The following is a 24,999-nucleotide window of genomic DNA, read 5'->3' as shown; positions in this document are numbered from 1 at the left end:
GCTCGATTCAGCATTTTAGTAATGAGAAATTCAGGGTTTTTGCGGTAAGTTTCTACAGTAATGAAATTGGAATACTGAAATTTGCCATGAAGGCAGGATAGACAGAGGCGTAAATGCCTTACGGGTGAAAGTTATTTACAAGACATAAAAATTCAAACAAGAAACGGGTCAGAGGTAATATGAACGAACAATATTCCGCAATGCGAAGTAATGTCAGCACGTTGGGCAAACTGCTCGGAGAGACCATCAAGGACACGCTGGGAGAGCAGGTTCTTGATCGCGTAGAGAAAATCCGCAAACTGTCCAAATCCTCACGTGCGGGTAATGAAGCAGATCGTCAGGAATTGCTGACTACGCTGCAAAACTTATCCAACGACGAATTACTGCCGGTTGCCCGCGCGTTCAGTCAGTTTCTTAATCTGACTAACGTCGCCGAGCAATATCACAGCATTTCTCCGCATGGCGAAGCGGCCAGCAATCCAGAGGCTTTAGCGCAGCTGATTGAGCGCCTTAAATCGAAGAACCTTTCCGATCAGCAACTGCGCGACGCGGTTGAACAGCTGTCTATCGAACTGGTTCTCACCGCGCATCCCACTGAAATTGCTCGTCGTACTCTGATCCACAAGCTGGTTGAAATTAATAGCTGCCTGAAACAACTCGATCATAGCGACCTCGCCGACTACGAACGCAAACAGATCATGCGTCGCCTGCGTCAGCTTATTGCTCAGTCATGGCATACCGATGAAATCCGCAAAATACGCCCGACGCCGGTTGATGAAGCTAAATGGGGCTTTGCTGTAGTAGAAAACAGCCTGTGGGAAGGCGTGCCAGCTTTCCTGCGTGAATTCAACGAACAGCTGGAAACATCGCTGGATTATAAAATGCCAGTGGAAGCGGTGCCGGTTCGCTTTACCTCTTGGATGGGCGGCGACCGTGACGGAAACCCAAACGTTACTGCGGCGATCACCCGCCACGTGCTGCAACTCAGCCGCTGGAAAGCTACCGATTTGTTCCTGCGCGACATTCACGTGCTGATTTCTGAACTGTCGATGACGGAGGCTACCCCGGAGCTACGCGAGCTGGCCGGTGGCGAAGATGTGGTAGAGCCTTACCGCACCATCATGAAAAATATTCGTACTCAGCTGCTGTCGACCCAGGTTTATCTGGAAGCGCGCCTGAAAGGCGAGAAGCTGCCACGTCCGAAAGACCTGCTGGTAAATAATGATCAGCTGTGGGATCCGCTGTACGCCTGCTATCAGTCTCTGCAGGCCTGCAATATGGGTATTATCGCCAACGGGCAGCTGCTCGATACCCTGCGTCGCGTGCGCTGTTTCGGCGTGCCGCTGGTGCGCATTGATATCCGTCAGGAAAGCACCCGCCATACGCAGGCGATTGCCGAAATCACCCGTTTCCTCGGCCTAGGTGATTATGAAAGCTGGTCAGAAAGCGATAAACAGGCGTTTTTGATCCGCGAACTGAACTCTGCTCGCCCGCTGGTGCCACGTAACTGGACGCCAAGCGCAGACACTAAAGAAGTGCTGGATACCTGCCAGGTTGCTGCAGAAGCGCCGGAAGGATCGATTGCTGCCTACGTTATTTCGATGGCGCGCACGCCGTCTGACGTGCTGGCAGTACATCTTTTACTGAAAGAAGCCGGTTGCCCGTTTGCAATGCCGGTTGCTCCATTATTTGAAACCCTCGACGATCTGAACAACGCCGATGATGTCATGACCCAGTTGCTGAACATTGACTGGTATCGCGGCTTTATTCAGGGCAAGCAGATGGTGATGATCGGTTATTCCGACTCGGCGAAAGATGCTGGTGTAATGGCGGCTTCATGGGCGCAGTATCGCGCGCAGGATGCACTGATCAAAACCTGTGAGAAAGCTGGCGTGCTGCTGACTCTGTTCCACGGACGCGGCGGTTCTATCGGTCGCGGTGGCGCTCCGGCTCACGCAGCATTGCTGTCGCAGCCTCCGGGCAGTCTGAAAGGCGGCCTGCGCGTCACCGAGCAAGGCGAGATGATCCGCTTCAAATACGGTCTGCCAGAAGTGACTATCAGCAGTCTGGCGCTGTATACCGGTGCTATTCTCGAAGCAAACCTGCTGCCGCCGCCAGAGCCGAAAGAGGCCTGGATTGATGTGATGGACCAATTGTCTGACGTTTCCTGCGCCATGTACCGTGGCTACGTGCGCGAGAACAAAGATTTCGTGCCTTACTTCCGATCTGCCACGCCTGAACAGGAATTGGCCAAGCTGCCTCTGGGTTCACGCCCTGCCAAGCGAAAAGCCAGCGGCGGCGTGGAAAGTCTGCGCGCTATTCCGTGGATTTTTGCCTGGACGCAAAACCGCCTGATGCTGCCAGCCTGGCTCGGTGCCGGTGCGGGTCTGCAAGCAGTGGTGGATGCCGGTAAGCGCGACGTGCTGGAATCTATGTGCCGCGACTGGCCATTCTTCTCGACACGTATCGGCATGCTGGAAATGGTATTTGCCAAGGCCGATTTGTGGCTGGCGGAGTACTACGATCAGCGACTGGTGAGTAAAGACCTGTGGCCGTTGGGGCAGAAACTGCGTGACCAGCTCAGCAGTGACATCAAAGTAGTGCTGGCCATCTCGAACGATGACCATCTGATGGCCGACCTGCCATGGATAGCCGAGTCTATCGCGCTGCGTAACGTTTACACCGACCCGTTAAACGTGCTGCAAGCCGAACTGCTGCACCGTTCGCGCCAGTTGGAAGAGCAAGGCGAGCTGGATGCCAGGGTTGAGCAGGCGCTGATGGTCACTATCGCAGGCGTTGCCGCCGGAATGCGCAATACCGGCTAATACTTTTAATCTTTAAAAAAAACCTGCTCAATGGGCTAGGTTTTTTAATAATGATATCGGCAAGCTGCAATCAAAAGATTGTCTTCTGAAATTTCATAAACAATTCGATGCTCTTCCGTGATCCTTCGAGACCAGAAACCCGAAAGGTTATGCTTTAAAGGTTCGGGCTTTCCCTTCCCTTCAAAGGGTGCTCTTTGTATATCTTTGATTATTTCATTGATTCTTTTAAGTATTTTTTTATCGGTTTGTTGCCAATAAATATAATCGCTCCATGCATGACTTGAGAATGTAATTCTCATTCATCCAGCTCTCTTTCCGTTCCTTTCCCTGCCCTTAATTCCTCTATGGAGTTCATCAAATGTTTGGCATTAGCCGGGGAACGAAGTAGGTATGCTGTTTCTTCCAAAGATTCATATTCTTCTAAAGACATCAGTACACAAGGTGTTCCATTTTGGCGGGTGATTAAAATTGGCGCCCGATCTTCTACCGCTTGTAGCATGGTCGCCGATAAGTTTTGCCGCGCCTCGCTATAACTTACTGTTCTCATGTTCCACTCCTCAGTGTGGTTTATTTTTAATCATTGTACATCAACCCGTACAAATGACAATTTATTGTACAATGAATTATCGGGTAACCATATTTAAACAAAAAACCCAGCTTGGTTGGCTGGGTTTTTATCTATTAACATGAATTTCGTCAGTCACTTACAAGTAAGTGAATTAGAAAACTGAGAGAATCTCCGGGAGCTTACACAAGTAAGTGACTGAGGCAAAAGAAAGAAGCCAACGAAGCTACAGCGCTAAGGATGCCGGTATGGGCCGCACGCCGAGAGTGTGACAAATAGCATAACTCATCTCCGCGCGGTTCAACGTGTAGAAATGGAAGTCTTTCACCCCTTCGCGGCTGAGGATTTTAACCATGTCCATTGCGATGTTGGCACCGACCATTTTGCGGGTCTCGGCGTCGTCATCCAGACCTTCAAACATGCTGGTCATCCAGCGCGGCACTCGCACATTGGTCATGGTGGCAAAACGTTGCAACTGTTTGAAGTTGGAAACCGGCAGAATGCCTGGCACGATCTCAACGTCAATACCGGCTGAAACGCAGCGGTCGCGAAAACGCAGATAGCTTTCTACGTCGAAGAAGAACTGGGTAATCGCGCGGTTGGCACCAGCGTCGATTTTACGTTTCAGGTTGATCAGATCCGCCTGCGCGCTTTTCGCTTCTGGATGAACTTCCGGATAAGCCGCAACAGAGATATCAAAGTCGCCGACGTCTTTAAGCAAGTGCACCAAATCGGTAGCGTACATTTCTGGCTTGCCGCTGTTGGCCGGCAAATCACCACGCAGCGCAACAATATGACGGATCCCGCTCTGCCAGTAGTCTTGCGCAATTTGGCGCAGCTCATCAGGCGAAGCATCGATACAGGTCAAATGTGGTGCAGCTTCGAGTCCGGTACGCTCTTTAATGCCCTTAATAATGCTGTGGGTGCGATCACGCTCACCCGAGTTGGCACCGTAGGTTACCGAAACGAATTTAGGTTTAAGGCTGCTGAGACGATCGATGGAGCTCCACAACGTATCTTCCATTTCGCTGGTGCGTGGCGGGAAAAATTCAAAAGATACGTTAATCTGACCCTGCAATTCGGCCAGATTCTGGTTCAACGCTTCGCGCTGGTTGGCGTGGAAAAAACTCATACGATCCCTACCTTGTGCATCATTTCATTTTAATTATCGCTTTACGATAAGCATCTAGACGTCTAAACGTTTAGATGTAAAATGCGACATTTTGCTCAAAGAGTCAACTCAAAATTAGCTTCGGAGTATGATTAATATTCAATCAAACTGAGGGAATTTCAAGTTAATCGGGAAGATGAAACTTCCCCCCACGGCGAGGATCCGCAGGGGGTAAAAATTAAAGCAGCTGGGTCAAGCGGTTAAGGTCAGACTGGATAGCACCAGCCGTGACATCGCGTCCGGCACCCGGCCCACGGATCACTAACGGGTTATCACGATACCAACGACTCTCGATTGCAAAAACATTGTCGCACGGCAGCAAAGAAGCCAACGGATGGTCGTCACGTACAGCTTCAACGCCGACTCGCGCCTTGCCGTTGGCGTCAAAACGCGCCACATAGCGCAACACCAGCCCCATCTCCCTGGCAGCCTCCAAACGCTGCAACATTTGCTGGTTCAGCGCCTCGCCACATTCAAAAAACTGATCCACTGATCCGTCTTCACAACCCTGCGGCACCAGTGATTCGACGCGAACCTGATTTGGCTCGATGTCGTAACCCGCCTCGCGCGCCAGAATAACCAGCTTACGCATCACGTCCTGACCAGAAAGGTCAACGCGCGGGTCCGGCTCAGTCAGGCCTTGCTGCCACGCCAAATCTACCAGTTCGGTAAATGGCTGAGTGCCGTCAAATTGCAGGAACAGCCACGACAGCGTGCCCGAGAAAATCCCGCTGATCGCCAGAATGCTGTCACCGCTTTCACGCAGGTCGCGAACGGTATGGTTAACCGGCAAGCCTGCGCCCACAGTGGCGTTGTACAACCAGTGGCTACCGGTTTTAGCGAAGGCATCGCGAGTCTGGCGATATTTGTTGCCATCCGACGCCCCCGCAACCTTGTTGGCGCTGATCACATGGAAACCGTAGCTGGCGAAATCAAGGTACTGATCGGCCAGGTCGGCGCTGGCGGTCACATCGAGCACCACCAGATCATCGTAAGGGTGTTCGCGCATCCACAAGAACAGCGACTCTTCGTCGTGTTCACGTGCTTCATCGTCGAAGAAGGCCAGCGCGCGACTGGCGTCTAGCCCATCGTAACTCAGCAAGCTGCGTTTGCTGTCGACCACACCAGCCAACACGAATTCGAAACCGCTGCGAGCGGAGATATTTTTCTGCTCGCGGGCAAACAACTCCAGCCAGCGTGAACCAATATTACCTTTGCCGAACAGCATCAGGCCGATACATTTTTCCGCGCGGAACAAAGTGTTGTGCAGCCCGTGGACCAGATGTTCAGTAGGACCGACGCGCAGTACCGCTACCAGGCTAATACCGTCTTCCGCCTGCCAGACAAACTCCACCGGCTGGTCTTTAATTTCCTGATAAAAACGATGGCTGTGCAGCGGGTTCTTGCAAACTCCCGCCCCGACCAGCGCCACTAATGCCAGACCTTCACGCAGGGTCAAACGCCCCGCTAACGCCGCTTCTTCCAACACAGCCAGTGCGCTGCCCACCACTTCCGAGGTGTAGCACAACTGCAAAAGATTACGATCGGGATGCACACCAGTGACCAGCGGTTTAACTTGAGCGCGCTTTAGCAGCAGCTCAACGTCTTTGTGTACCAGCGCAAAATCATGTTCCGGGGAAACAGCCAGTTCAATCAGACAGATATCGTCATGACTGGTGACTATCTTCGCACCAGTTCCTGACGCCAGAACGCGCTCGATACGGGTTGAACCCTGCTCTGGCTGATAGCTGCAACGCAGCTGCAAATCGATATCGCTGCCTGAAACTGGCTGTAGAGTACGGGTATGCAACACAGGTGCCGCCAGACGGGCAAGCTCGCTAGCCTCATCCAGACGCAGCAGCGGCAGCAGGCAGGCATCTTTCACCTTACGCGGATCGGCGCTGTAAACCCCGGCCACGTCGCTCCAGATGGTGACACGGCTGACACCTGCAAGCGCGCCAATTTGCGTCGCAGAATAGTCACTGCCGTTACGGCCAAGCAGTACAGTTTCACCCGCCTGATTGCGCGAGATAAAACCAGTGACGACCAGATACTGATGCGGATGCTGAGCCATCAGCTGTTGCAACAGCGGGTAGGAACGACCTTCATCGACCTGAGGCTGTGCAGCACGCTCGGCACGCAGGAAATCGCGGGCGTCGAGCCAGGCAGAAGGCAGATCTTTCTGGGCCAGCAGCGCCGACATCAAACGGGCAGACCAGACTTCACCATGCCCGACGACTTCAGCGTAAATGGCTTCGGTGACTTTACCGTCCAGCAATACGGCCAAGCGCTCAAGATCGTGAATAAATGTCGCAATCAGCGGTTCAGCCATTTCGGCAGGCAGCAGGCCGGTAATCAAATCACTTTGATAACGGCGCAGCGCCTGCTGCACCTGATGAGCCGAGATCCTGTCGCTCTGGCTCAATTTCAGCCAGCTAATGAGTTGGTTAGTCGTGCTGCCTGCGGCAGAAACCACCATAATATCGCCAGGATTACCGTATTCGGCCATGATGCCAGCTACGCGAAGATAACACTTCGCATCGGCCAGGCTGCTACCACCAAATTTATGTAACTGCCGGCTTCCTGCCGGTGCTGCAACCGCTATTGCATTCATTACTTACCTCTTCGCCGCCGACTGGAAAGCGTGTTCCAGGTCGGCAATTAAATCTTCGCTATCTTCAAGACCGACAGAAATGCGCAGCAGACTGTCGGATATCCCTGCGGCTTTACGTGCTTCCGGCGCCATACCCGCGTGGGTCATGGTGGCGGTATGAGAAATCAGGCTTTCAACGCCGCCCAATGATTCGGCCAATGTGAAAAGTTTAAGTTCTTTAAGGAAATGACGCAGACTAGTCTCATCACCATTAAACTCGAAACTTACCATCGCCCCGAAACCGCTTTGTTGACGTCGCGCAATTTCGTGCCCCTGATTCTCAGGCAAGGATGGATGATACAGTTTTTTAACCAGCGATTGTTTCTGTAAATAAGCAACAATTGCCAGCGCATTTTCCTGCTGCTGTTTTACACGCACGCCAACGGTACGCAAACCGCGTAGCAGCAGATAGCTGTCGAACGCCGCGCCGGTAACGCCAATGTTATTGCCCCACCATGCCAGCTCGGTCGCATGCTCGGCCGTTTTGGAAATTACCGTTCCGGCAACCACGTCAGAGTGACCATTCAAATATTTGGTACAGGAATGCACCACCAGGTCAGCACCCAGTTTAAGCGGCTGCTGAAGTACCGGGCTGAGGAAGGTGTTATCCACTACCGCCAGCGCGCCCGCTTGATGCGCCGCATCGCAAATAGCTTTGATATCCACCACGCGCAACAACGGGTTGCTTGGGGTTTCAATCAGTACCAGCTTGGGTTTTTGGTCCAGCGCTTCCTGCAACGCTTGGGGATCACCTTGATCGACAAACAGCACGCGGTACGCACCGCGCTTGCTCAGGCTGTCGAACAGACGATAGCTGCCGCCGTAGCAATCGTGCGGCGCTACCAGTAAATCACCCGGTTTAAGAAACACGGTGCAAACAAGATGAATCGCCGACATTCCACTGCTAGTCAGCACGGCACCCGCACCTCCTTCCAAATCTGCCAGTGCGCGCTGAACGACATCACGCGTCGGATTGCCGCGACGAGAATAGTCGTGGGCTCTCGGCTGATTGAAATCTTCAAAGCTATAGGTAGTAGAAAGAGTGATCGAGGGAACAACACCGCCATACTGCTGGTCAATGTTGAGTCCACTGTTTACCGCGATTGTGCCTTGCTTGAGCGTCATATTTGTTGCTCCCTGACGGGATAAATGAGGATGAGGGTGTAAAGATTAATCGTTAGCGGGATAGACGTCAATACATCTGGACATCTAAACTTCTTTGCGTATAGATTGAGCATTGTGATAATAACCGCTAAAATTATAGCTATATGGCGTATTATGCGGACGCAGCAACGCTGATTGGCACAGTAAAACACGAACCTGTCTCCGCTGACAAAGCGAACAGCATTCAGGCCAGGATTTACGGACAACGTCTATAGTGAGATCTGCGAAAATCGGGCATAATCGCCGGGTTTTCAGAATTTTATTTCTATTTGATAAATTTAAGGTGTCCCATGGCTGAGTGGAACGGCGAATATGTCAGCCCTTACGCTGAACACGGTAAGAAAAGCGAACAAGTTAAAAAAATTACGGTTTCCATTCCTCTGAAAGTATTGAAAATTTTGACAGATGAGCGCACGCGTCGTCAGGTTAACAACCTGCGTCATGCAACAAACAGTGAATTGCTGTGCGAAGCTTTTCTGCACGCCTTCACTGGCCAGCCGCTGCCAAACGATGAAGACCTGCGTAAAGAACGCAGTGATGAAATTCCGGAAGCCGCCAAAATTCTCATGCGTGAACTGGGCGTTGATCCTGATACCTGGGAGTATTAAGGAGAGTCTGACGTTTTCAGGGAAGAGAGACGTGGAAGAAAAACAGGCAATAAAAAAGGCGCCACCGGCGCCTTTTTTTGCTCTCGAGCGAAGCTTATTTGCTGCTCGGTACGCTGAAACGCTTGTTGAAGCGGTCAACACGTCCACCAGTAGCCACTTCACGTTGCTTACCAGTGTAGAACGGGTGACATTCGCCACAAACGTCCAGGTTCAGATCGTGACCAACGGTAGATCCGATCTTGATAACGTTACCGCATGAGCAGTTAGCAGTAACAACGGTATATTTAGGGTGAATACCTTCTTTCATGGGAAAACCTCTGTTTAGGCCGCGTCGCTATCCAACCGTGTTACCGCCGGACACCACGCGTGGTGTTAATGATTAGGTCTCTGATACGGAATGCATCAAAGGCGGCGAATCATACAGAATAAAATCTGACCGCGCAATCATGTTCATGCATTCCGAGACACCCAGTGTACACTATCTCGTCATTTTTTTATAGTCTGGACCACAAATGCCTGTTGCTCACGTTGCTCTACCCGTTCCATTAAGCCGCACTTTTGACTACATATTACCACCCAGTATGCAGGTGGTCCCCGGCTGTCGGGTCAGCGTTCCGTTTGGCAAGCGAGAGTCGATTGGTATTGTTACCGGCGTCAGCGACAGCAGTGATTTCCCGATTGAAAAACTCAAACCGGTAGCGGCTGTGCTCGACAGCGCGAGCCTGTTTACCCCAGATTTATGGCGCGTGTTGCACTGGGCCGCCGATTATTATCACTTTCCGCTCGGAGAAGTGCTGTCTCACGCGCTGCCGGTGCTTTTACGGCAGGGAAAACCTGCGAAACTCACCCCGTTATTACAATGGTTCGCCACCGAGCAGGGCCGCGCGACACCTTTAGATACCTTAAAACGCGCGCCGAAACAGCAGCAGGCGATGGCTGCGCTGATGCACGGCAAAATCTATCGCCATCAGATAAACAATTTAGAACTTAACGAAGCGGCGCTACAGGCCTTGAGATCCAAAGGGCTTGCGGATTTGCAAAGCGTAGCGCCGGTCACGCAGGACTGGCGCAAAGACTTCTCGGTGGTGGGTGAGCGTCTGCGCCTGAATACCGAACAGGCCACCGCCGTCGGGGCTATTCGTAGCGAAGATCAACAGTTCTCTGCCTGGCTACTGGCGGGGATCACCGGTTCGGGTAAAACTGAAGTCTATCTCAGCGTGCTGGAAAATATTCTCGCGCAAGGTCGCCAGGCGCTGGTGATGGTGCCGGAAATCGGCCTGACGCCGCAGACCATCGCCCGTTTTCGCGAACGTTTTAGTGCGCCGGTCGACGTGCTGCACTCTGGTCTGAACGACAGCGAACGATTGGCAGTGTGGCTGCGCGCCAGAAACGGCGAAGCCGGGATTGTCATCGGCACCCGCTCATCACTGTTCACCCCATTTGCTCGCCTTGGCGTGATCATTATTGATGAAGAGCACGACAGTTCCTACAAACAGCAGGAAGGCTGGCGCTATCATGCCCGCGATCTGGCAGTTTTTCGCGCCTATGCGGAAAACATTCCGATTATCATGGGTTCCGCCACCCCGGCCCTGGAAACGCTGCACAATGTGCAACTTGGCAAATATCGTCAGTTAACACTGACCAAGCGCGCGGGTAATGCCAAGCCGGCCGTGCATCATCTGCTGGATATAAAAGGACTACCGCTGAAGGTGGGCCTGTCGCAGCCGCTAATCCAGCGTATGCAGCAGCATCTCAAAGCAGATAACCAGGTAATGCTTTTCCTTAACCGTCGCGGCTATGCGCCGGCGCTGCTGTGCCATGAGTGTGGCTGGATAGCCGAGTGCCAGCGTTGCGATCACTATTATACATTTCATCAGAATCATCGGCAGCTGCGCTGTCACCACTGTGACAGTCAGCGCTCGGTGCCGCATCAGTGCCCGCAGTGTGGCTCGACGCAGCTGGTGTCGGTGGGTGTCGGCACAGAACAGCTGGAAAACGAGCTGGCGCCCATGTTTCCCGACACACCGATCACTCGTATCGATAGGGATACCACCAGCCGCAAAGGCTCGCTGGAACAGCATCTGGCGGAGGTGCATCGAGGCGGCGCGCGAATTTTGATCGGCACGCAAATGCTGGCCAAAGGTCATCACTTCCCTGACGTCACACTCGTTTCACTGCTTGATGTCGATGGCGCACTGTTCTCGGCAGACTTCCGTTCCGCCGAGCGCTTTGCCCAGCTTTATACCCAAGTCTCAGGACGTGCGGGACGCGCCGGTAAACAGGGCGAAGTGGTGCTGCAAACTCATCACCCAGAACATCCCTTATTACAAGTATTGTTACAGCAAGGTTATGACGCCTTTTCAAAACAGACGTTGGCAGAGCGTAAAAGCGTTTTTTTGCCACCGTTTACCAGTCACGTGCTGTTCCGTTCGGAAGACCATGACAATCAGCAATCGGCGATGTTTTTGCAGCAGCTGCGTAATCTGCTGGAAGCCAGCCCGTTAAAGGATGATTCACTGTGGGTGCTTGGACCCGTTCCGGCACTGCAGGCCAAGCGCAGTGGACGATTCCGCTGGCAGCTGCTTATCCAGCATCCGTCACGTAAAGTGCTACAACACGTAATCAAAAGTTCAATGCCTCTGATTGCCAGTCTGCCGCAGGCAAAAAAGGTTAAATGGACGCTGGATGTTGATCCTATTGATAATTAATTTAACGACGGGCAGGATTTTTGGAACACAGCGCGAAAAAACCACGTAAGTCACATTTTTTATGCAATTAGGTAAATAATCCTAGTCACAATCTGTTTAGAATGTGATGAGCTACGCAATCCATTACGTAGCAAAATAGTTTGCGAGTAAGTAAGCACGGATGCGGTAAATAAATTATAAAAATTAACATCCATGATGTCGTGTCAGATTGATGCAGATGCAAGGAGAGATGCGTTGGATCAGAATAGAGTTATCCCTACCGCCACGATGAAAGACGTGGCGGAAATGGCCGGAGTGTCCACCGCCACGGTTTCAAGAGCATTGATGAATCCTGAGAAGGTTTCCGCCACGACACGCCAGCGGGTTGAACAGGCAGTCATTGCCGTCGGCTACTCGCCTCATTCTCTATCCCGTAATCTTAAACGCAACGAATCGCGGACTATTCTGGTGATCATCCCTGATATCTGCGATCCGTTTTTTGCCGATGTGATCCAGGGGATCGAACGAACCGCTGCTGAAAATGGTTATCTGGTGTTGATTGGTGACTGCGCCCAGCAAAATCAGCAAGAAAAAACCTTTATTAACCTCATAATTACTAAACAAATTGACGGTATGTTGCTGTTGGGTTCGGATTTACCCTTCGATGCCAGCAAAGAAGAACAACGCAACCTGCCACCGATGGTGATGGCGAATGAGTTTGCGCCAGAGCTTGAACTCCCGACGGTACACATCGATAACCTGACGGCAGCCTACGAAGCCGTACATTATTTGATTGACCTTGGGCATCAGCGCATTGCCTGCATCGCCGGTCCAGAAAATATGCCGCTTTGCCAATATCGCCTGCAAGGCTATATTCAGGCAGTGCGCCGCAACGGGCAAACGGTAGAGAGTCAGTACATCGCCCACGGTGATTTCACCTACGAATCCGGTGCTCAGGCACTGGCGACGTTAATGAGTCAGCCAAAGCCACCGACGGCGATTTTTTGTCATAATGACATCATGGCTATCGGCGCAATGTGTGAAGCGAAAAAATTAGGGCTGCTTATTCCGCAAGATTTGTCTATTGTTGGGTTCGATGACATAAAAATCAGCCAGTTCTACGATCCACCACTTACCACGGTTGCTCAACCAAGATTCCAGATTGGCCGGGAAGCCATGTTATTATTGTTGGAACAATTAAACGGTCATGCAGTCCAAAGCGGTTCACGTTTGCTCGAAAGTGAACTGGTTATTCGCGGCAGCACTGCTGCGCCCAAGCGCTAGTTAACAGTCAAGTTTTCAGGATTCTGTAAAATGACGTACTTCTCTAAACATAACGACACAGCGAAACGATAGTGGCACAAAAAGACTATGTGAGCCGTGGACGCTCAGGAGCACGGCGGAAGAAAAGTACCAGCCGTAACAAGAAAAGCAGTTCCCCGATGGTTTCCAAAACCGTGGTGGCAATCGCCGTCGCCGTTCTGGTGGTCTTCGTGGGTGGCCTTTACTTTATCAGCCATAAAAAGATGGAAGAGGCGGAGATTTTGCCGACCCATGCAGTGCGTCCAGGTTCAGGCTTGCCGCCTAAACCGGAAGAGCGTTGGCGCTATATCAAAGAACTCGAGAATCGTCAGATGGGCGTGCAAACCCCAACCGAGCCTACCTCGGGCGGCGACATCTCGTCTAAAACCCAGCTAACGCCAGAGCAAAAACAACTGCTTGAGCAGATGCAGGCCGATATGCGCCAGACGCCGACGCAGCTTAGTGAGGTGCCATATAACGATCCATCGCAGGCAACGCACACTGCGCCGACTTCAAGACAGCAGGCCAGCCAGCCAACGTTTATGCAGCAGCCAGTAAGGGCTCCGCAGGCGCAACAGAATGCGCCGGCTCAGCCAAGGCCGCGGCCGGTCCAGCAGCAGCCAGTATTCACTCAGCCTAAACCTGAGCATGAAAAACCGCAGCAGCCAATGATCACCCAGGCAAAACCGGAACGAGAAAAACCGCAGCAGCAAACTCTCGCTCAGAATGCTCCGGAAAAAGAGAAACCTAAAGAGCAGGAAAAATCCCAGCGCTTTATCGTGCAGTGTGGTTCTTTCCGCGGTACAGAGCAGGCCGAGTCCGTGCGCGCCAAGCTGGCATTTGAAGGCTTTGAGAGCCGCGTCACCTCAAACGGTGGCTGGAATCGCGTGGTGATCGGCCCTTACAACAATCGCGCAGGCGCAGACGGTACGCTGTCTCGTTTGAAAGGTTCTGGCATTTCAAGCTGTATTCCTGTCCCCGTCGGGGGTTGAAAACCCATAATCCTCCCCAATCTATACATACAATATGGCCCGCGAAGTTATGTAACCCATTAAGGTTTGCATGACTTCGCCGGGATCTCTTCCGTCTGCAACGAGGAAAAGCTCGTGACAACAATTGTATGTGTGCGCCGTAATGGCCATGTGGTAGTGGGTGGCGATGGCCAGGCCACAATGGGTAACACCGTAATGAAAGGTAACGTCGTTAAAGTACGTACCTTCTTCAAAGATAAGGTGATCGCGGGCTTTGCCGGCGGTACAGCCGATGCCTTCACACTGTTTGAGCTATTTGAGCGCAAGCTGGAAATGCATCAGGGTCATTTAACCAAAGCCGCGGTAGAACTGGCAAAAGACTGGCGAACCGACCGCATGCTGCGTCGTCTTGAAGCGCTGCTGGTTGTAGCCGACGAGACCGACTCGCTGCTGATTAGCGGTAACGGTGACGTGATCCGTCAAGACAACGGGTTGATTGCTATTGGTTCAGGTGGCGCTTACGCCCAGGCAGCCGCGACCGCGCTGCTGGAAAACACCGATTTGAGCGCTCGTGAAATTGCCGAGAAATCGCTGAATATCGCCGGTGATATCTGCATTTATACCAACCATAACCTCAATTTCCTGGAATTGCCTAAGCAATCCCAAGCGTAAGGATCGAATATTATGTCTGAAATGACCCCACGCGAGATTGTCAGCGAATTAGACAACTACATCATCGGCCAGGACAAAGCGAAACGCGCGGTTGCTATTGCGCTGCGTAACCGCTGGCGTCGTATGCAGCTCGATGAAGCGCTGCGCCACGAAGTTACACCTAAAAATATTCTGATGATCGGCCCGACCGGTGTCGGTAAAACCGAAATAGCTCGCCGTCTGGCAAAACTGGCCAACGCGCCGTTCATCAAAGTTGAAGCGACCAAGTTCACCGAAGTCGGTTACGTTGGTAAAGAAGTCGATTCCATCATTCGTGATCTGACCGATTCGGCCATCAAAATGGTGCGCCAGCAGTCCATCGAACGGAACCGCTACCGCGCAGAAGAGTTGGCAGAAGAGCGCATTCTCGACGTGCTGATCCCACCAGCCAAAAACAACTGGGGCCAGCCGGATGAGGCACACGAGCCATCTGCGGCGCGTCAGTCTTTCCGCAAAAAACTGCGTGAAGGCCTGCTTGATGATAAGGAAATTGAAATTAATGTAGCCGATGCTCCAGCTGGCGTTGAAATCATGGCTCCTCCAGGCATGGAAGAAATGACCAACCAGTTGCAGTCAATGTTCCAGAACATGGCCGGTCAGAAACAGAAAGCGCGCAAGCTGAAAATCAAAGAAGCTTACAAACTGCTGGTTGAAGAAGAAGCGGCGAAACTGGTTAATCCAGAAGAACTGAAAGAGCAGGCAATCGAAGCCGTTGAACAGCACGGCATCGTGTTCATCGACGAAATCGACAAAATTTGTAAGCGCGGCGGTCAAAGCTCCGGTCCTGACGTTTCCCGCGAGGGCGTACAGCGTGATCTCCTGCCGCTGGTTGAAGGCTGTACCGTTTCAACCAAGCACGGCATGGTTAAAACTGACCACATCCTGTTCATCGCTTCGGGCGCATTCCAGACTGCCAATCCGTCAGACCTGATCCCTGAGTTGCAGGGTCGTTTACCGATCCGCGTTGAACTGCAGGCACTGTCTACCGAAGATTTCGAGCGCATCCTGACTGAGCCGAGTGCGTCTCTGACTCACCAGTATCAGGCGTTGATGCAAACCGAAGGCGTGACCATCACTTTCACTACCGATGGTATCCGTCGCATTGCGGAAGCTGCATGGCAGGTTAACGAAACCACCGAGAACATCGGCGCGCGTCGTCTGCATACCGTGCTGGAGCGCTTGATGGAAGATATTTCCTACGACGCCAGCGAGAGCAGCGGCGTTTCCATCACCATTGATGCTGAATATGTAGGTAGCCACCTCGATGCACTGGTTGCCGACGAAGATTTGAGCCGCTTCATTTTGTAATTCACTCGTTTATTCAGATGCTTATAGGGAGGCTCAGGCCTCCCTTTTTGTTGCCAGCAGAAATGAACAGCTGTTTATAAAGCCGTCAACTCAAACTGACAGGTGATGATTTTGCCAACAACTATCAGAAAGGGATATACTTACCACTCACGCGAGCAACCAGAAAAAAATCCTATGAAATACGATACTTCAGAACTGTGCGACATTTATCATGAAGAAGTGAATGTCGTTGAACCGCTGTTCTCCAACTTTGGTGGACGTACTTCATTTGGTGGGCAAATCACCACAGTGAAATGCTTTGAAGATAATGGCTTGCTCTATGATTTGCTGGAAGAAAATGGCCGTGGCCGCGTTCTTCTTGTCGACGGTGGTGGCTCGGTACGACGTGCGTTGCTTGATGCAGGACTGGCGAATCTTGCCCTGCAAAACGAGTGGGAAGGCATCGTGATTTACGGCGCCGTCCGTCAGGTTGACGACCTTGAAGAGCTAGACATCGGCATTCAGGCAATGGCAGCTATCCCGGCTGGCGCGGCAAGTGAAGGCATCGGTGAAAGCGATATTCGCGTTAATTTCGGCGGCGTGACTTTCTTCTCCGGCGACCATCTTTATGCAGATAATACCGGTATCATCCTGTCCGAAGACCCGCTCGATATCGAATAGTTCTTTTCTTAATAAACGAATAACCCTTTGTCTTTTATGTAAAAAAGACAACAAAAAAGACGCACTCAAAGGCGTCTTTTTTATTTTGGAATAGCGCAGATTTAACCGAGTAAATGAAGTTGCAGCAAGGCAGCAAGCGAGCCGAATCCCGATGAGCTGACACAGGTCAGTGATTCGGGTGAGCGAGCGTGGCTAACGCCGCTGCAGCTTCAAGAACCAAATCAGAATCAAAGATTTAACCGAGTAATTGGAGTTGCAGCAAGGCAGCAAGCGAGCCGAATCCCGATGAGCTGACACAGGTCAGTGATTCGGGTGAGCGAGCGTAGCTAACGCCGCTGCAGCTTCAAGAACGAAGGTAAAATCAAACTTCTTCCATCTTACCGAGCAAAGAACGCAAACGCTCTTGCCACACGTGCTGCTCTTCTTTCAGGTGAGTATTTTCACGGATCAGAGATTCGTGATTACCGTTAGCCTGCTGAACCTGCTGAGACAGATTGTTGTTCTGCTCTTTCAGTTCTTCGATTTCCATCTGCAGCAAAGTAATAGTATCAATCGCTTGCTGAACTTTAGTTTCTAGCTTTTCAAATACTTCAAATGACATGTTTATTCCCCTTAATGTTCGCAAAGCGTACATCTTTTAAGACTCGCCACATCTTCCCGACGCAGCTCGATAATACAATTAACTACTGGCTGAAATTAACGCCGCGACTTAATTAACCCCGATTGTATGTAGGCATCCGGTCCCTGTCTAGCGACATGCGGGCCCTACTCGCAGTCTGTTGCAATTATAACGGCCGTACTATCAGGAAATACTGAAAGAAAGCGCCAATGTCCCACTAAATACGATAGTTCTTATCTTGAAAACCCCTTTATTCGATTAACAGTTTCTAAAAAACACTCGTATTCGCTCATTTTTATGACATGGCACACACATTTTGATTTCGGTATTTCTCGTTTATGCTCGTTAACGATAAATTTACATCACATTCTCATTTCATCAGAGATGTTAAAATCAATAACACTAAACAAGAAAAATTAAGTGACCTCAACCCTACCCTAAACAACTATCCTTTATAGGATTCGATTATGAGCCAAAATATGAGTTCTACAATCAAAGGTCAGTGCATTGCAGAGTTTCTGGGAACCGGCCTGATTATCTTTTTCGGCGCTGGTTGTGTAGCAGCACTGAAACTGGCTGGTGCAAGCTTTGGCCAGTGGGAAATCAGCATCATCTGGGGCCTCGGGGTCTCAATGGCCGTTTACCTGACGGCAGCAATTTCCGGTGCGCACCTTAATCCAGCTATCACCATCGCCCTGTGCCTGTTCGCCAATTTCGAAGGTCGCAAGGTTGTGCCTTATATCATCGCGCAGGTCGCCGGTGCTTTCTGTGCCGCAGCGCTGGTTTACGGCCTGTATTACAACCTGTTCCTGGACTTCGAGCAGAGTCACAACATGGTGCGCGGCAGCGTTGCCAGCCTGGACTTGGCCGGTATCTTCTCGACTTACCCTAACCCGCACATCAGCGTGTTGCAGGCATTCCTGGTTGAAACCGTTATTACCGCCATTTTGATGGCCCTGATCCTGGCATTAACCGATGACGGCAACGGTGTACCGCGCGGTGCTCTGGCTCCGCTGCTGATTGGTTTACTGATCGCAGTAATCGGTGCGTCTATGGGCCCATTAACCGGATTCGCCCTTAACCCGGCCCGTGACTTCGGTCCTAAGCTGTTTGCCTATTTCGCAGGTTGGGGAAAAGTCGCCTTCACCGGAGCGCGTGATATCCCTTACTTCCTGGTACCTATCTTCGGCCCGCTGATCGGTGCATGTCTGGGTGCTGTTGGTTACAAGGCATTGATTAGTAATCATCTCCCTCAGACTGTTTCCATTGCACCAGAAGAGACTGCCGCGCAGCAGACTCAGCGTAAAGCCTGATAGGTTAAATTGTTCACAGCCCACTTTGCAGGACATAAATCATGACAGCAGATAAATCACACGAAAAAAAATATATCGTCGCCCTCGACCAGGGTACAACCAGCTCTCGCGCCGTAGTGCTCGATCACGATGCTAATATCGTTAGCGTAGCGCAACGTGAGTTCACCCAGATCTACCCTAAAGCAGGTTGGGTCGAGCACGATCCGATGGAAATCTGGTCGTCACAGAGCTCTGTCCTGGTTGAAGTGTTGGCTAAAGCAGATATTAACTCAGACCAAATCGCCGGTATCGGTATCACCAATCAGCGTGAAACCGCTATCGTCTGGGAAAAAGAGACCGGCAAGCCGATTTACAACGCCATCGTCTGGCAATGTCGTCGTACAGCCGAAATCTGTGAACAGTTGAAAGAAGCCGGGATGGAAGAATACATCCGACACAATACTGGCCTGGTGGTTGACCCGTATTTCTCAGGCACCAAAGTTAAATGGATCCTCGACCACGTTGAAGGCTCTCGCGAGCGCGCCAAACGCGGTGAGCTGTTGTTCGGTACTGTCGATACCTGGCTGATTTGGAAAATGACGCAGGGGCGCGTGCACATCACCGACTACACCAACGCCTCGCGCACCATGATGTTCAACATTCACAGCCTCGAGTGGGACGATCGCCTGCTGGAAGCGCTGGATATTCCACGTGAAATGCTGCCGGAAGTACGCCCATCCTCGGAAATTTACGGCCAGACCAACATTGGTGGTAAAGGCGGGACGCGTATTCCAATCGCCGGTATTGCCGGTGATCAGCAGGCGGCGCTGTACGGCCAACTGTGCGTTCAGCCTGGCATGGCTAAAAATACCTACGGAACCGGCTGCTTCCTGCTGATGAACACTGGCACCGAAGCGGTCGTGTCCAAGAATGGTCTGCTGACTACGATTGCCTGTGGCCCGCGCGGTGAAGTGAACTATGCGCTGGAAGGTGCGGTGTTCGTTGGCGGTGCGTCGATTCAATGGCTGCGTGACGAACTCAAGCTCATCAACGATGCTGCCGACTCTGAATACTTTGCCAGTAAAGTGAAAGACACCAATGGAGTTTACGTGGTGCCTGCCTTTACCGGTCTGGGCGCGCCTTATTGGGACCCGTATGCCCGTGGCGCAATCTTCGGCCTCAGCCGTGGTGCCAACAGCAACCACATCATTCGCGCAACTCTCGAGTCGATCGCCTTCCAGACTCGCGACCTGATCGACGCAATGCAGGCCGATTCCGGCACGCGTTTGCAATCACTGCGCGTTGACGGCGGCGCGGTTGCCAACAACTTCCTGATGCAATTCCAGTCAGATATCCTCGGCACCCGCGTCGAACGCCCTGAAGTACGTGAAGTAACGGCGCTCGGTGCAGCTTATCTGGCTGGTCTGGCAGTGGGATTCTGGAGCGATCTCGAAGAAGTTCGCAGCAAAGCGATCATCGAAAAAGAGTTCCGTCCGGGTATCGAAACCACCGAGCGTAACTTCCGCTACAAAGGCTGGCAGAAAGCCGTGGCGCGCGTTCGCTCATGGGAAGATCACGAATAAATCGGCGTTAATGTCCAAACTTTTCAAGCCTCATCAAACTCCCCGTCTCGGGGAGTTTTTTTTTATGCCTGCCTGCTATGGTAGACTTTGAGGCCTGAGATGAGCCTTTGCTCACCGCCCTGATTTTTCTCAAAACGGATTTATCATGAAACGTGAATTAGCTATCGAATTTTCCCGCGTGACTGAAGCTGCGGCACTGGCTGGTTATAAATGGCTGGGTCGTGGTGACAAGAATCTGGCCGATAACGCCGCAGTGCAGGCAATGCGCATCATGCTTAACAAGGTCGATATCGCCGGTGAAATCGTCATTGGCGAAGGCGAAATCGATGAAGCCCCGATGCTGTATATCGGCGAGAAAGTCGGGACAGGTCAGGGCGACGCGGTTGACATTGCGGTTGACCCCATCGAAGGCACGAGAATGACGGCCATGGGCCAGTCAAACGCGCTGGCGGTATTAGCGGTCGGCGACCAAGGCTCATTCCTCAATGCGCCAGATATGTACATGGAAAAACTGGTGGTAGGGCCAGCAGCCAAGGGCCATATCAATCTCGATCTGCCGCTGGTAGATAATTTGCGACTTATTGCCGCCGCGCTGAATAAACCGCTTAATGAGCTTACCGTATCGATTCTGGCCAAACCGCGCCATGATGCGATCATCCGCGAGTTGCACCAATTGGGCGTGCGCGTGTTTGCCTTCCCCGATGGCGATGTGGCCGCCACTATTCTGACCTGCATGCCGGAAAGCGAAGTTGACGTGATGTACGGCATCGGCGGCGCGCCGGAAGGGGTGATTTCCGCCGCAGTGATCCGAGCTCTGGATGGCGATATGCAAGGCCGTCTGCTTGCTCGTCACCACGTTAAAGGCGACACGCCCGAGAATCGTCGTCTAGGCGAAGAAGAGCTGGCTCGCTGCCAGCAAATGGGCATCGAAGCAGGAAAATTGCTGCAGTTGGAGGATATGGCGCGTAATGACAATGTCATCTTCTCGGCGACTGGAATTACTCAGGGCGATCTGCTCGCGGGCATCAGCCGTCAAGGCAATATGGCGACCACTGAAACCCTGTTAATCCGCGGAAAATCGCGCACCATTCGTCGCATCCGCTCAACGCATTATCTCGATCGTAAAGACCAGGCGCTGCACAAATTTATCATCTGATTTGCGCTTGCAGGCCGGAGCTAACTTCGGCCTGATAACATTTAATCGATAATCCTTCTGCAAAATATGGAATAAGATCAGCCGGTAATTTCAATCCTATAGAACTGGAGAGGGAGTCGATGGCTGAATGGGTAACAGGTAAAGTAGCGAGGGTGGAGCACTGGACAGAAAGTTTGTTCAGCATCGTGATTAATGCGCCAATCAATGACTTTGCCGCCGGGCAGTACGCCAAACTCTCGTTGGAAATAAACGGTGAACGCGTGACGCGCGCTTACTCTTTTGTGAACGCTCCGAGCAATAACGATCTCGAGTTTTATCTGGTGACGGTCCCCGAGGGCAAACTCAGCCCGCTGGTGCATGACATGCAGCCGGGCGCGGAAATCATGGTCACCAAAGAATCGCAGGGCTTTTTCGTCATCGACGAGATCCCCGAGTGTGAAAACCTGTGGATGCTGGCGACCGGCACGGCGATTGGCCCGTTTCTGTCTATCCTGCAGGAAGGCAAGGGGCTCGAACGGTTCAAAAACATCGTATTGGTTCATGCGGCGCGTTTTTCACGTGATTTAAGCTATCTGCCACAGATGCAGCAGTTGCAACAGCGTTACAATGGCAAATTACACATTCAAACGGTGGTAAGCCGTGAGGAGACGCCAGGCTCGTTGACAGGCCGCGTGCCTGCGCTGATTGAAGATGGTTCACTGGAAAGCGCGGTTGGCCTGAGAATGGAAGCTCACGACAGCCACATCATGCTGTGTGGCAATCCACAAATGGTTCGCGACACCCAACAGGTGCTCAAAGACAGCCGCGAGATGCGCAAACATCTGCGTAGAAAACCTGGTCACATGACCAGCGAGCACTACTGGTAACTCATGCTAAACACTATGAAAATCGCTATCCCCCTTCGCCTGGTCTCGACGTTGCTGTTTTTGACCCTAGGCTGCGGGATGGCCTTTGCGGATCCGCCGCCCGATAACCAGGCCAGAGAAGATGTGCCTCGGGCGCCCTATCTAATGCCGGGAGCACCCACGTTTGAACAAACGTTGGTAAATTTCCGTGAAAAATACAACATCGCCAACCCGACGCAGCAAATCGGGGAGTTCCGCGCAATACCTGACAAGCCCGATGCCGTCTTGCTGACCCGCGCCGCCAGTAAAATTAACGAAGACCTCTACGCCTCCACGGCGTTAGAGAAAGGCACGGGAAAAATCAAAAGCATGCAGATCACTTACATGCCGATCCAGGGTCCCGATGAAAAGGCCGCGCATGCCACCGCGATTAGCTACATGGCGAACGTTATCCGTGAATTCGACCCAACGCTTTCGGTCGATCAGAGCGCCGCGAAGGTCAATAGTCTGATCGATAAAGGTAAGGGCATGCAGTTCTATCAACAGCAGGTTGGTGCGGTGCGCTATGTAATTTCCGACAATGGCGAGAAAGGCCTGACCCTCGCCGTCGAACCGGTAAAACTGTCACTGGCGAACTAACAAAGTTGTGGCTGCAAATACCGCAAAATCAATCAGATGCAATCCCTAAGTAGTTTAAATCACAACGCGGCGGCAAACGCACGAATCCCGATGAGCTGACACCGGTCAGTGATTCGGGTGAGTAAGGGAAGCCAACAAAGTTGTGGCTGCAAATACGACGGGATTATGACGAAAAGCAAAGCCTTTGGGCTTGATCATCTCTATACTGTTGTGCAGTTAATCTGCCTTTTCGGCAGAAATTTTAATCGACACTCGCGTCCCCTTATGGAGGAAATAAAATGCGACATCCATTAGTGATGGGTAACTGGAAACTGAACGGAAGCACACATTTAGTTAACGAACTGATTGCCGCTCTGCGTACCGAGTTGAGCACCGTTGAAGGCTGTGGCGTAGCTATCGCACCGCCTGAAGTTTACCTGTCACAGGCTAAACACGCGCTGTCCGGTAGCCGTATCGCGCTGGGCGCACAGAACGTTGACACTAACCTGTCAGGCGCGTTCACTGGTGAAATTTCTGCCGACATGCTGAAAGATATTGGTGCTCAATACATCATTATCGGCCATTCAGAGCGTCGTACTTACCATAAAGAAAGCGACGAATTTATTGCCAAGAAATTCGGCGTATTGAAAGAAGCGGGTCTGATCCCAGTGCTGTGTATCGGTGAAACCGATGCAGAAAACGAAGCCGGACAAACTCAAGCCGTATGTGCCAAACAACTGGACGCCGTGCTGTCTACTCTGGGCGCGAAAGCGTTCGAAGGCGCGGTTATCGCCTACGAACCTGTCTGGGCTATCGGTACCGGCAAATCTGCTACTCCAGCGCAGGCTCAGGCAGTTCACAAATTCATTCGTGATCACATTGCCAAGCAAGATGCCGCGGTTGCTGAACAAGTTATCATCCAGTACGGCGGTTCTGTAAACGCTGGCAATGCTGCTGAACTGTTCACCCAGCCAGACATCGACGGTGCACTGGTTGGCGGCGCTTCCCTGAAAGCCGACGCCTTTGCCGTTATCGTTAAAGCCGCAGCCGAAGCGAAAGCCAAAGCCTGATTGCCGAAACCTTGATAGCAAAAACCCCGCATTGCGGGGTTTTTTTGCTTCTAAAAAGTCAGTTCCTGCTTAACGTTTGTTTACCTGATCGTAGATGCCACCGTTAGCAAAGTGATCTTTCTGCGCAGCGGTCCAGCCACCTGCAATTTGTTGAACAGTATAAAGTTTTATTGCCGGGAACTGCTTGGCAAACTGTTTCGCCACTTCGGGGTCACGAGGACGATAGTAGTTACGAGCGGCGACAGTCTGACCTTCTGGCGAATAAAGATATTTCAGATAGGCAGTGGCAACATCGCGGGTTCCGCGCTTATCGGCCACTTTATCTACGACAGAAACGCTTGGTTCAGCCAGGATTGACTCACTTGGATAGACCACTTCAAACTTGCCCTTGCCCAGTTTTTGATCGGCAAGAATCGCATCGTTTTCCCATGAAATCAGCACATCGCCAATGCCACGCTCTACGAAAGTATTGGTTGCACCGCGTGCGCCAGAATCCTGAACTTCAACGTTTTTAAACAAAGCGCGAAGGAAATCGGTCGCCTTGGCTTTGTCGTTATTGTTGTGATGCAGCGCGTAACCCCAGGCTGCAAGATAGTTCCAGCGAGCGCCACCTGAGGTTTTCGGGTTTGGTGTAATCACTGACACACCCGGTTTGATCAAATCATTCCAGTCGTGAATACCTTTTGGGTTGCCTTTGCGCACCAGGAACACGATGGTAGAAGTGTACGGTGCAGAGTTGTCCGGTAAGCGGGTTTCCCAGTCCTTATTGATGCGACCACGATCGGCAATGGCATCAACGTCCGATTGCAGCGCAAGGGTCACGACATCGGCATCGATGCCATTAATGACAGACGTTGCCTGAGAACCTGAACCGCCATGTGATTGACGAATTGTCACTTTATCGCCAGTTTTCGCCAACCAGTATTTGCTGAATACCTGGTTATAATCCTGATAGAGTTCACGCGTTGGGTCATAGGAAACGTTCAAAATCTGGATATCTTTAGCCATGGCACCCGCTGTGACCAACAGTAATGCCAGCCCTACTCCCAATTTACGCATCGCGCTTCTCCCAGAGAATTTTATAGTTGCATAGGTTTTTTAATCAGAGTGTTAAAGCCTGCCAGAGAAAAAGAAAACAATTAAAGAATTAAAAATTTATTTCTATTCCATTTGGAAATATACGAAATTGGG

22 protein-coding genes are annotated in these 24,999 nt (G+C 51.7%); 14 read left to right on the top strand and 8 right to left on the bottom strand.

The features are described from left to right. The first annotated feature begins 179 nt into the window (after positions 1 to 179). Complete coding sequence (ppc, locus tag SPM24T3_RS15555; protein ID WP_009637740.1) at positions 180 to 2,825, top strand: phosphoenolpyruvate carboxylase; 2,646 nt, start codon at positions 180 to 182, stop codon at positions 2,823 to 2,825. A gap of 44 nt (positions 2,826 to 2,869) precedes the next feature. Here the strand turns inward: ppc and SPM24T3_RS15550 are convergent, their stop codons facing one another. The 5 genes from SPM24T3_RS15550 to metB form a co-directional block, all read right to left on the bottom strand. Continuing rightward, the gene (locus SPM24T3_RS15550) at positions 2,870 to 3,124 is read right to left on the bottom strand and encodes a Txe/YoeB family addiction module toxin (protein ID WP_009637739.1); all 255 of its coding nucleotides are present in this window, start codon (positions 3,122 to 3,124) and stop codon (positions 2,870 to 2,872) included. Then, positions 3,121 to 3,372: a YoeB-YefM toxin-antitoxin system antitoxin YefM gene (gene yefM / locus SPM24T3_RS15545; RefSeq protein ID WP_009637738.1), complete on the bottom strand. Its 252-nt coding sequence runs from the start codon at positions 3,370 to 3,372 to the stop codon at positions 3,121 to 3,123. Before yefM ends, SPM24T3_RS15550 begins: the two co-directional genes overlap by 4 nt. Before the next feature lie 244 nt (positions 3,373 to 3,616). Then, positions 3,617 to 4,522, bottom strand: a complete 906-nt coding sequence (gene metF, locus SPM24T3_RS15540) for a methylenetetrahydrofolate reductase (RefSeq protein ID WP_009637737.1) — start codon at positions 4,520 to 4,522, stop codon at positions 3,617 to 3,619. Positions 4,523 to 4,739: 217 nt separating this feature from the next. After that, positions 4,740 to 7,175 (bottom strand): bifunctional aspartate kinase/homoserine dehydrogenase II, encoded by a 2,436-nt coding sequence (locus SPM24T3_RS15535; RefSeq protein ID WP_009637736.1) that lies wholly within the window; start codon positions 7,173 to 7,175, stop codon positions 4,740 to 4,742. Between the two features lie 3 nt (positions 7,176 to 7,178). Further along, positions 7,179 to 8,339 (bottom strand): cystathionine gamma-synthase, encoded by a 1,161-nt coding sequence (gene metB / locus SPM24T3_RS15530; RefSeq protein ID WP_009637735.1) that lies wholly within the window; start codon positions 8,337 to 8,339, stop codon positions 7,179 to 7,181. Between the two features lie 329 nt (positions 8,340 to 8,668). Between metB and metJ the strand changes: the two genes are divergently transcribed. Further along, positions 8,669 to 8,986, top strand: coding sequence for a met regulon transcriptional regulator MetJ (metJ, locus tag SPM24T3_RS15525; RefSeq protein WP_004392248.1), 318 nt, complete (start codon positions 8,669 to 8,671; stop codon positions 8,984 to 8,986). 94 nt (positions 8,987 to 9,080) lie between these two features. Here the strand turns inward: metJ and rpmE are convergent, their stop codons facing one another. Next, on the bottom strand, positions 9,081 to 9,293 hold the full coding sequence (gene rpmE, locus SPM24T3_RS15520; protein ID WP_009637734.1) for a 50S ribosomal protein L31: 213 nt from the start codon (positions 9,291 to 9,293) through the stop codon (positions 9,081 to 9,083). 205 nt (positions 9,294 to 9,498) lie between these two features. On the opposite strand from rpmE, the gene priA reads away from it, so the two are divergent. The 6 genes from priA to rraA all read left to right on the top strand — a co-directional run bounded on the left by priA (position 9,499) and on the right by rraA (position 16,625). Next, positions 9,499 to 11,694, top strand: a complete 2,196-nt coding sequence (gene priA, locus SPM24T3_RS15515; RefSeq protein ID WP_009637733.1) for a primosomal protein N' — start codon at positions 9,499 to 9,501, stop codon at positions 11,692 to 11,694. 234 nt (positions 11,695 to 11,928) lie between these two features. Further along, positions 11,929 to 12,957 (top strand): DNA-binding transcriptional regulator CytR, encoded by a 1,029-nt coding sequence (gene cytR / locus SPM24T3_RS15510; protein ID WP_009637732.1) that lies wholly within the window; start codon positions 11,929 to 11,931, stop codon positions 12,955 to 12,957. A gap of 71 nt (positions 12,958 to 13,028) precedes the next feature. Next, positions 13,029 to 13,967: a cell division protein FtsN gene (gene ftsN / locus SPM24T3_RS15505; RefSeq protein ID WP_071988439.1), complete on the top strand. Its 939-nt coding sequence runs from the start codon at positions 13,029 to 13,031 to the stop codon at positions 13,965 to 13,967. 114 nt (positions 13,968 to 14,081) lie between these two features. Further along, positions 14,082 to 14,618 carry an ATP-dependent protease subunit HslV gene (gene hslV / locus SPM24T3_RS15500; RefSeq protein ID WP_009637730.1) on the top strand — a complete coding sequence of 179 codons (537 nt, stop codon included), beginning with the start codon at positions 14,082 to 14,084 and terminating at the stop codon, positions 14,616 to 14,618. 12 nt (positions 14,619 to 14,630) lie between these two features. After that, positions 14,631 to 15,965: an HslU--HslV peptidase ATPase subunit gene (hslU, locus tag SPM24T3_RS15495; RefSeq protein ID WP_009637729.1), complete on the top strand. Its 1,335-nt coding sequence runs from the start codon at positions 14,631 to 14,633 to the stop codon at positions 15,963 to 15,965. A gap of 174 nt (positions 15,966 to 16,139) precedes the next feature. After that, on the top strand, positions 16,140 to 16,625 hold the full coding sequence (gene rraA, locus SPM24T3_RS15490; protein ID WP_009637728.1) for a ribonuclease E activity regulator RraA: 486 nt from the start codon (positions 16,140 to 16,142) through the stop codon (positions 16,623 to 16,625). 361 nt (positions 16,626 to 16,986) lie between these two features. On the opposite strand, the gene zapB is transcribed toward rraA, so the two are convergent. Next, on the bottom strand, positions 16,987 to 17,226 hold the full coding sequence (zapB, locus tag SPM24T3_RS15485) for a cell division protein ZapB (protein WP_009637727.1): 240 nt from the start codon (positions 17,224 to 17,226) through the stop codon (positions 16,987 to 16,989). 485 nt (positions 17,227 to 17,711) lie between these two features. Between zapB and SPM24T3_RS15480 the strand changes: the two genes are divergently transcribed. The 6 genes from SPM24T3_RS15480 to tpiA all read left to right on the top strand — a co-directional run bounded on the left by SPM24T3_RS15480 (position 17,712) and on the right by tpiA (position 23,808). Next, positions 17,712 to 18,557: an MIP/aquaporin family protein gene (locus SPM24T3_RS15480; protein ID WP_009637726.1), complete on the top strand. Its 846-nt coding sequence runs from the start codon at positions 17,712 to 17,714 to the stop codon at positions 18,555 to 18,557. A gap of 41 nt (positions 18,558 to 18,598) precedes the next feature. Beyond that, complete coding sequence (gene glpK / locus SPM24T3_RS15475; protein WP_009637725.1) at positions 18,599 to 20,119, top strand: glycerol kinase GlpK; 1,521 nt, start codon at positions 18,599 to 18,601, stop codon at positions 20,117 to 20,119. 145 nt (positions 20,120 to 20,264) lie between these two features. After that, positions 20,265 to 21,275 (top strand): class II fructose-bisphosphatase, encoded by a 1,011-nt coding sequence (gene glpX, locus SPM24T3_RS15470; RefSeq protein ID WP_009637724.1) that lies wholly within the window; start codon positions 20,265 to 20,267, stop codon positions 21,273 to 21,275. Positions 21,276 to 21,394: 119 nt separating this feature from the next. Beyond that, positions 21,395 to 22,141, top strand: a complete 747-nt coding sequence (gene fpr, locus SPM24T3_RS15465; RefSeq protein WP_009637723.1) for a ferredoxin--NADP(+) reductase — start codon at positions 21,395 to 21,397, stop codon at positions 22,139 to 22,141. Between the two features lie 15 nt (positions 22,142 to 22,156). Then, a complete protein-coding gene (locus SPM24T3_RS15460; RefSeq protein ID WP_009637722.1) occupies positions 22,157 to 22,759 on the top strand; it encodes a DUF1454 family protein in 603 nt (200 codons plus the stop codon). A gap of 278 nt (positions 22,760 to 23,037) precedes the next feature. Then, positions 23,038 to 23,808 carry a triose-phosphate isomerase gene (gene tpiA, locus SPM24T3_RS15455; protein ID WP_009637721.1) on the top strand — a complete coding sequence of 257 codons (771 nt, stop codon included), beginning with the start codon at positions 23,038 to 23,040 and terminating at the stop codon, positions 23,806 to 23,808. A 69-nt stretch (positions 23,809 to 23,877) separates the two neighbouring features. On the opposite strand, the gene SPM24T3_RS15450 is transcribed toward tpiA, so the two are convergent. After that, entirely contained in the window at positions 23,878 to 24,867 is a 990-nt protein-coding gene (locus SPM24T3_RS15450; RefSeq protein ID WP_009637720.1) for a sulfate ABC transporter substrate-binding protein, read from the bottom strand. Between the last annotated feature and the right edge of the window lie 132 nt (positions 24,868 to 24,999).

The sequence above is a fragment of the Serratia sp. M24T3 genome (assembly GCF_000257645.1).
In the GTDB taxonomy this organism is placed as follows: domain Bacteria; phylum Pseudomonadota; class Gammaproteobacteria; order Enterobacterales; family Enterobacteriaceae; genus Rouxiella.
This window is presented reverse-complemented; position numbering and strand designations above follow the sequence as displayed.

Excerpts from the sequence above, each read along its gene's own strand:
- SPM24T3_RS15550 (WP_009637739.1), bottom strand. The coding sequence starts at position 3,124 with ATGAGAATTACATTCTCAAGTCATGCATGGAGCGATTATATTTATTGG.
- SPM24T3_RS15450 (WP_009637720.1), bottom strand. The coding sequence starts at position 24,867 with ATGCGTAAATTGGGAGTAGGGCTGGCATTACTGTTGGTCACAGCGGGT.
- ppc (WP_009637740.1), top strand. The coding sequence starts at position 180 with ATGAACGAACAATATTCCGCAATGCGAAGTAATGTCAGCACGTTGGGC.
- priA (WP_009637733.1), top strand. The coding sequence starts at position 9,499 with ATGCCTGTTGCTCACGTTGCTCTACCCGTTCCATTAAGCCGCACTTTT.
- metJ (WP_004392248.1), top strand. The coding sequence starts at position 8,669 with ATGGCTGAGTGGAACGGCGAATATGTCAGCCCTTACGCTGAACACGGT.
- glpK (WP_009637725.1), top strand. The coding sequence starts at position 18,599 with ATGACAGCAGATAAATCACACGAAAAAAAATATATCGTCGCCCTCGAC.
- rraA (WP_009637728.1), top strand. The coding sequence starts at position 16,140 with ATGAAATACGATACTTCAGAACTGTGCGACATTTATCATGAAGAAGTG.
- SPM24T3_RS15460 (WP_009637722.1), top strand. The coding sequence starts at position 22,157 with ATGAAAATCGCTATCCCCCTTCGCCTGGTCTCGACGTTGCTGTTTTTG.
- hslU (WP_009637729.1), top strand. The coding sequence starts at position 14,631 with ATGTCTGAAATGACCCCACGCGAGATTGTCAGCGAATTAGACAACTAC.
- metF (WP_009637737.1), bottom strand. The coding sequence starts at position 4,522 with ATGAGTTTTTTCCACGCCAACCAGCGCGAAGCGTTGAACCAGAATCTG.
- fpr (WP_009637723.1), top strand. The coding sequence starts at position 21,395 with ATGGCTGAATGGGTAACAGGTAAAGTAGCGAGGGTGGAGCACTGGACA.
- zapB (WP_009637727.1), bottom strand. The coding sequence starts at position 17,226 with ATGTCATTTGAAGTATTTGAAAAGCTAGAAACTAAAGTTCAGCAAGCG.
- yefM (WP_009637738.1), bottom strand. The coding sequence starts at position 3,372 with ATGAGAACAGTAAGTTATAGCGAGGCGCGGCAAAACTTATCGGCGACC.
- metB (WP_009637735.1), bottom strand. The coding sequence starts at position 8,339 with ATGACGCTCAAGCAAGGCACAATCGCGGTAAACAGTGGACTCAACATT.
- SPM24T3_RS15480 (WP_009637726.1), top strand. The coding sequence starts at position 17,712 with ATGAGCCAAAATATGAGTTCTACAATCAAAGGTCAGTGCATTGCAGAG.
- SPM24T3_RS15535 (WP_009637736.1), bottom strand. The coding sequence starts at position 7,175 with ATGAATGCAATAGCGGTTGCAGCACCGGCAGGAAGCCGGCAGTTACAT.
- tpiA (WP_009637721.1), top strand. The coding sequence starts at position 23,038 with ATGCGACATCCATTAGTGATGGGTAACTGGAAACTGAACGGAAGCACA.
- glpX (WP_009637724.1), top strand. The coding sequence starts at position 20,265 with ATGAAACGTGAATTAGCTATCGAATTTTCCCGCGTGACTGAAGCTGCG.
- rpmE (WP_009637734.1), bottom strand. The coding sequence starts at position 9,293 with ATGAAAGAAGGTATTCACCCTAAATATACCGTTGTTACTGCTAACTGC.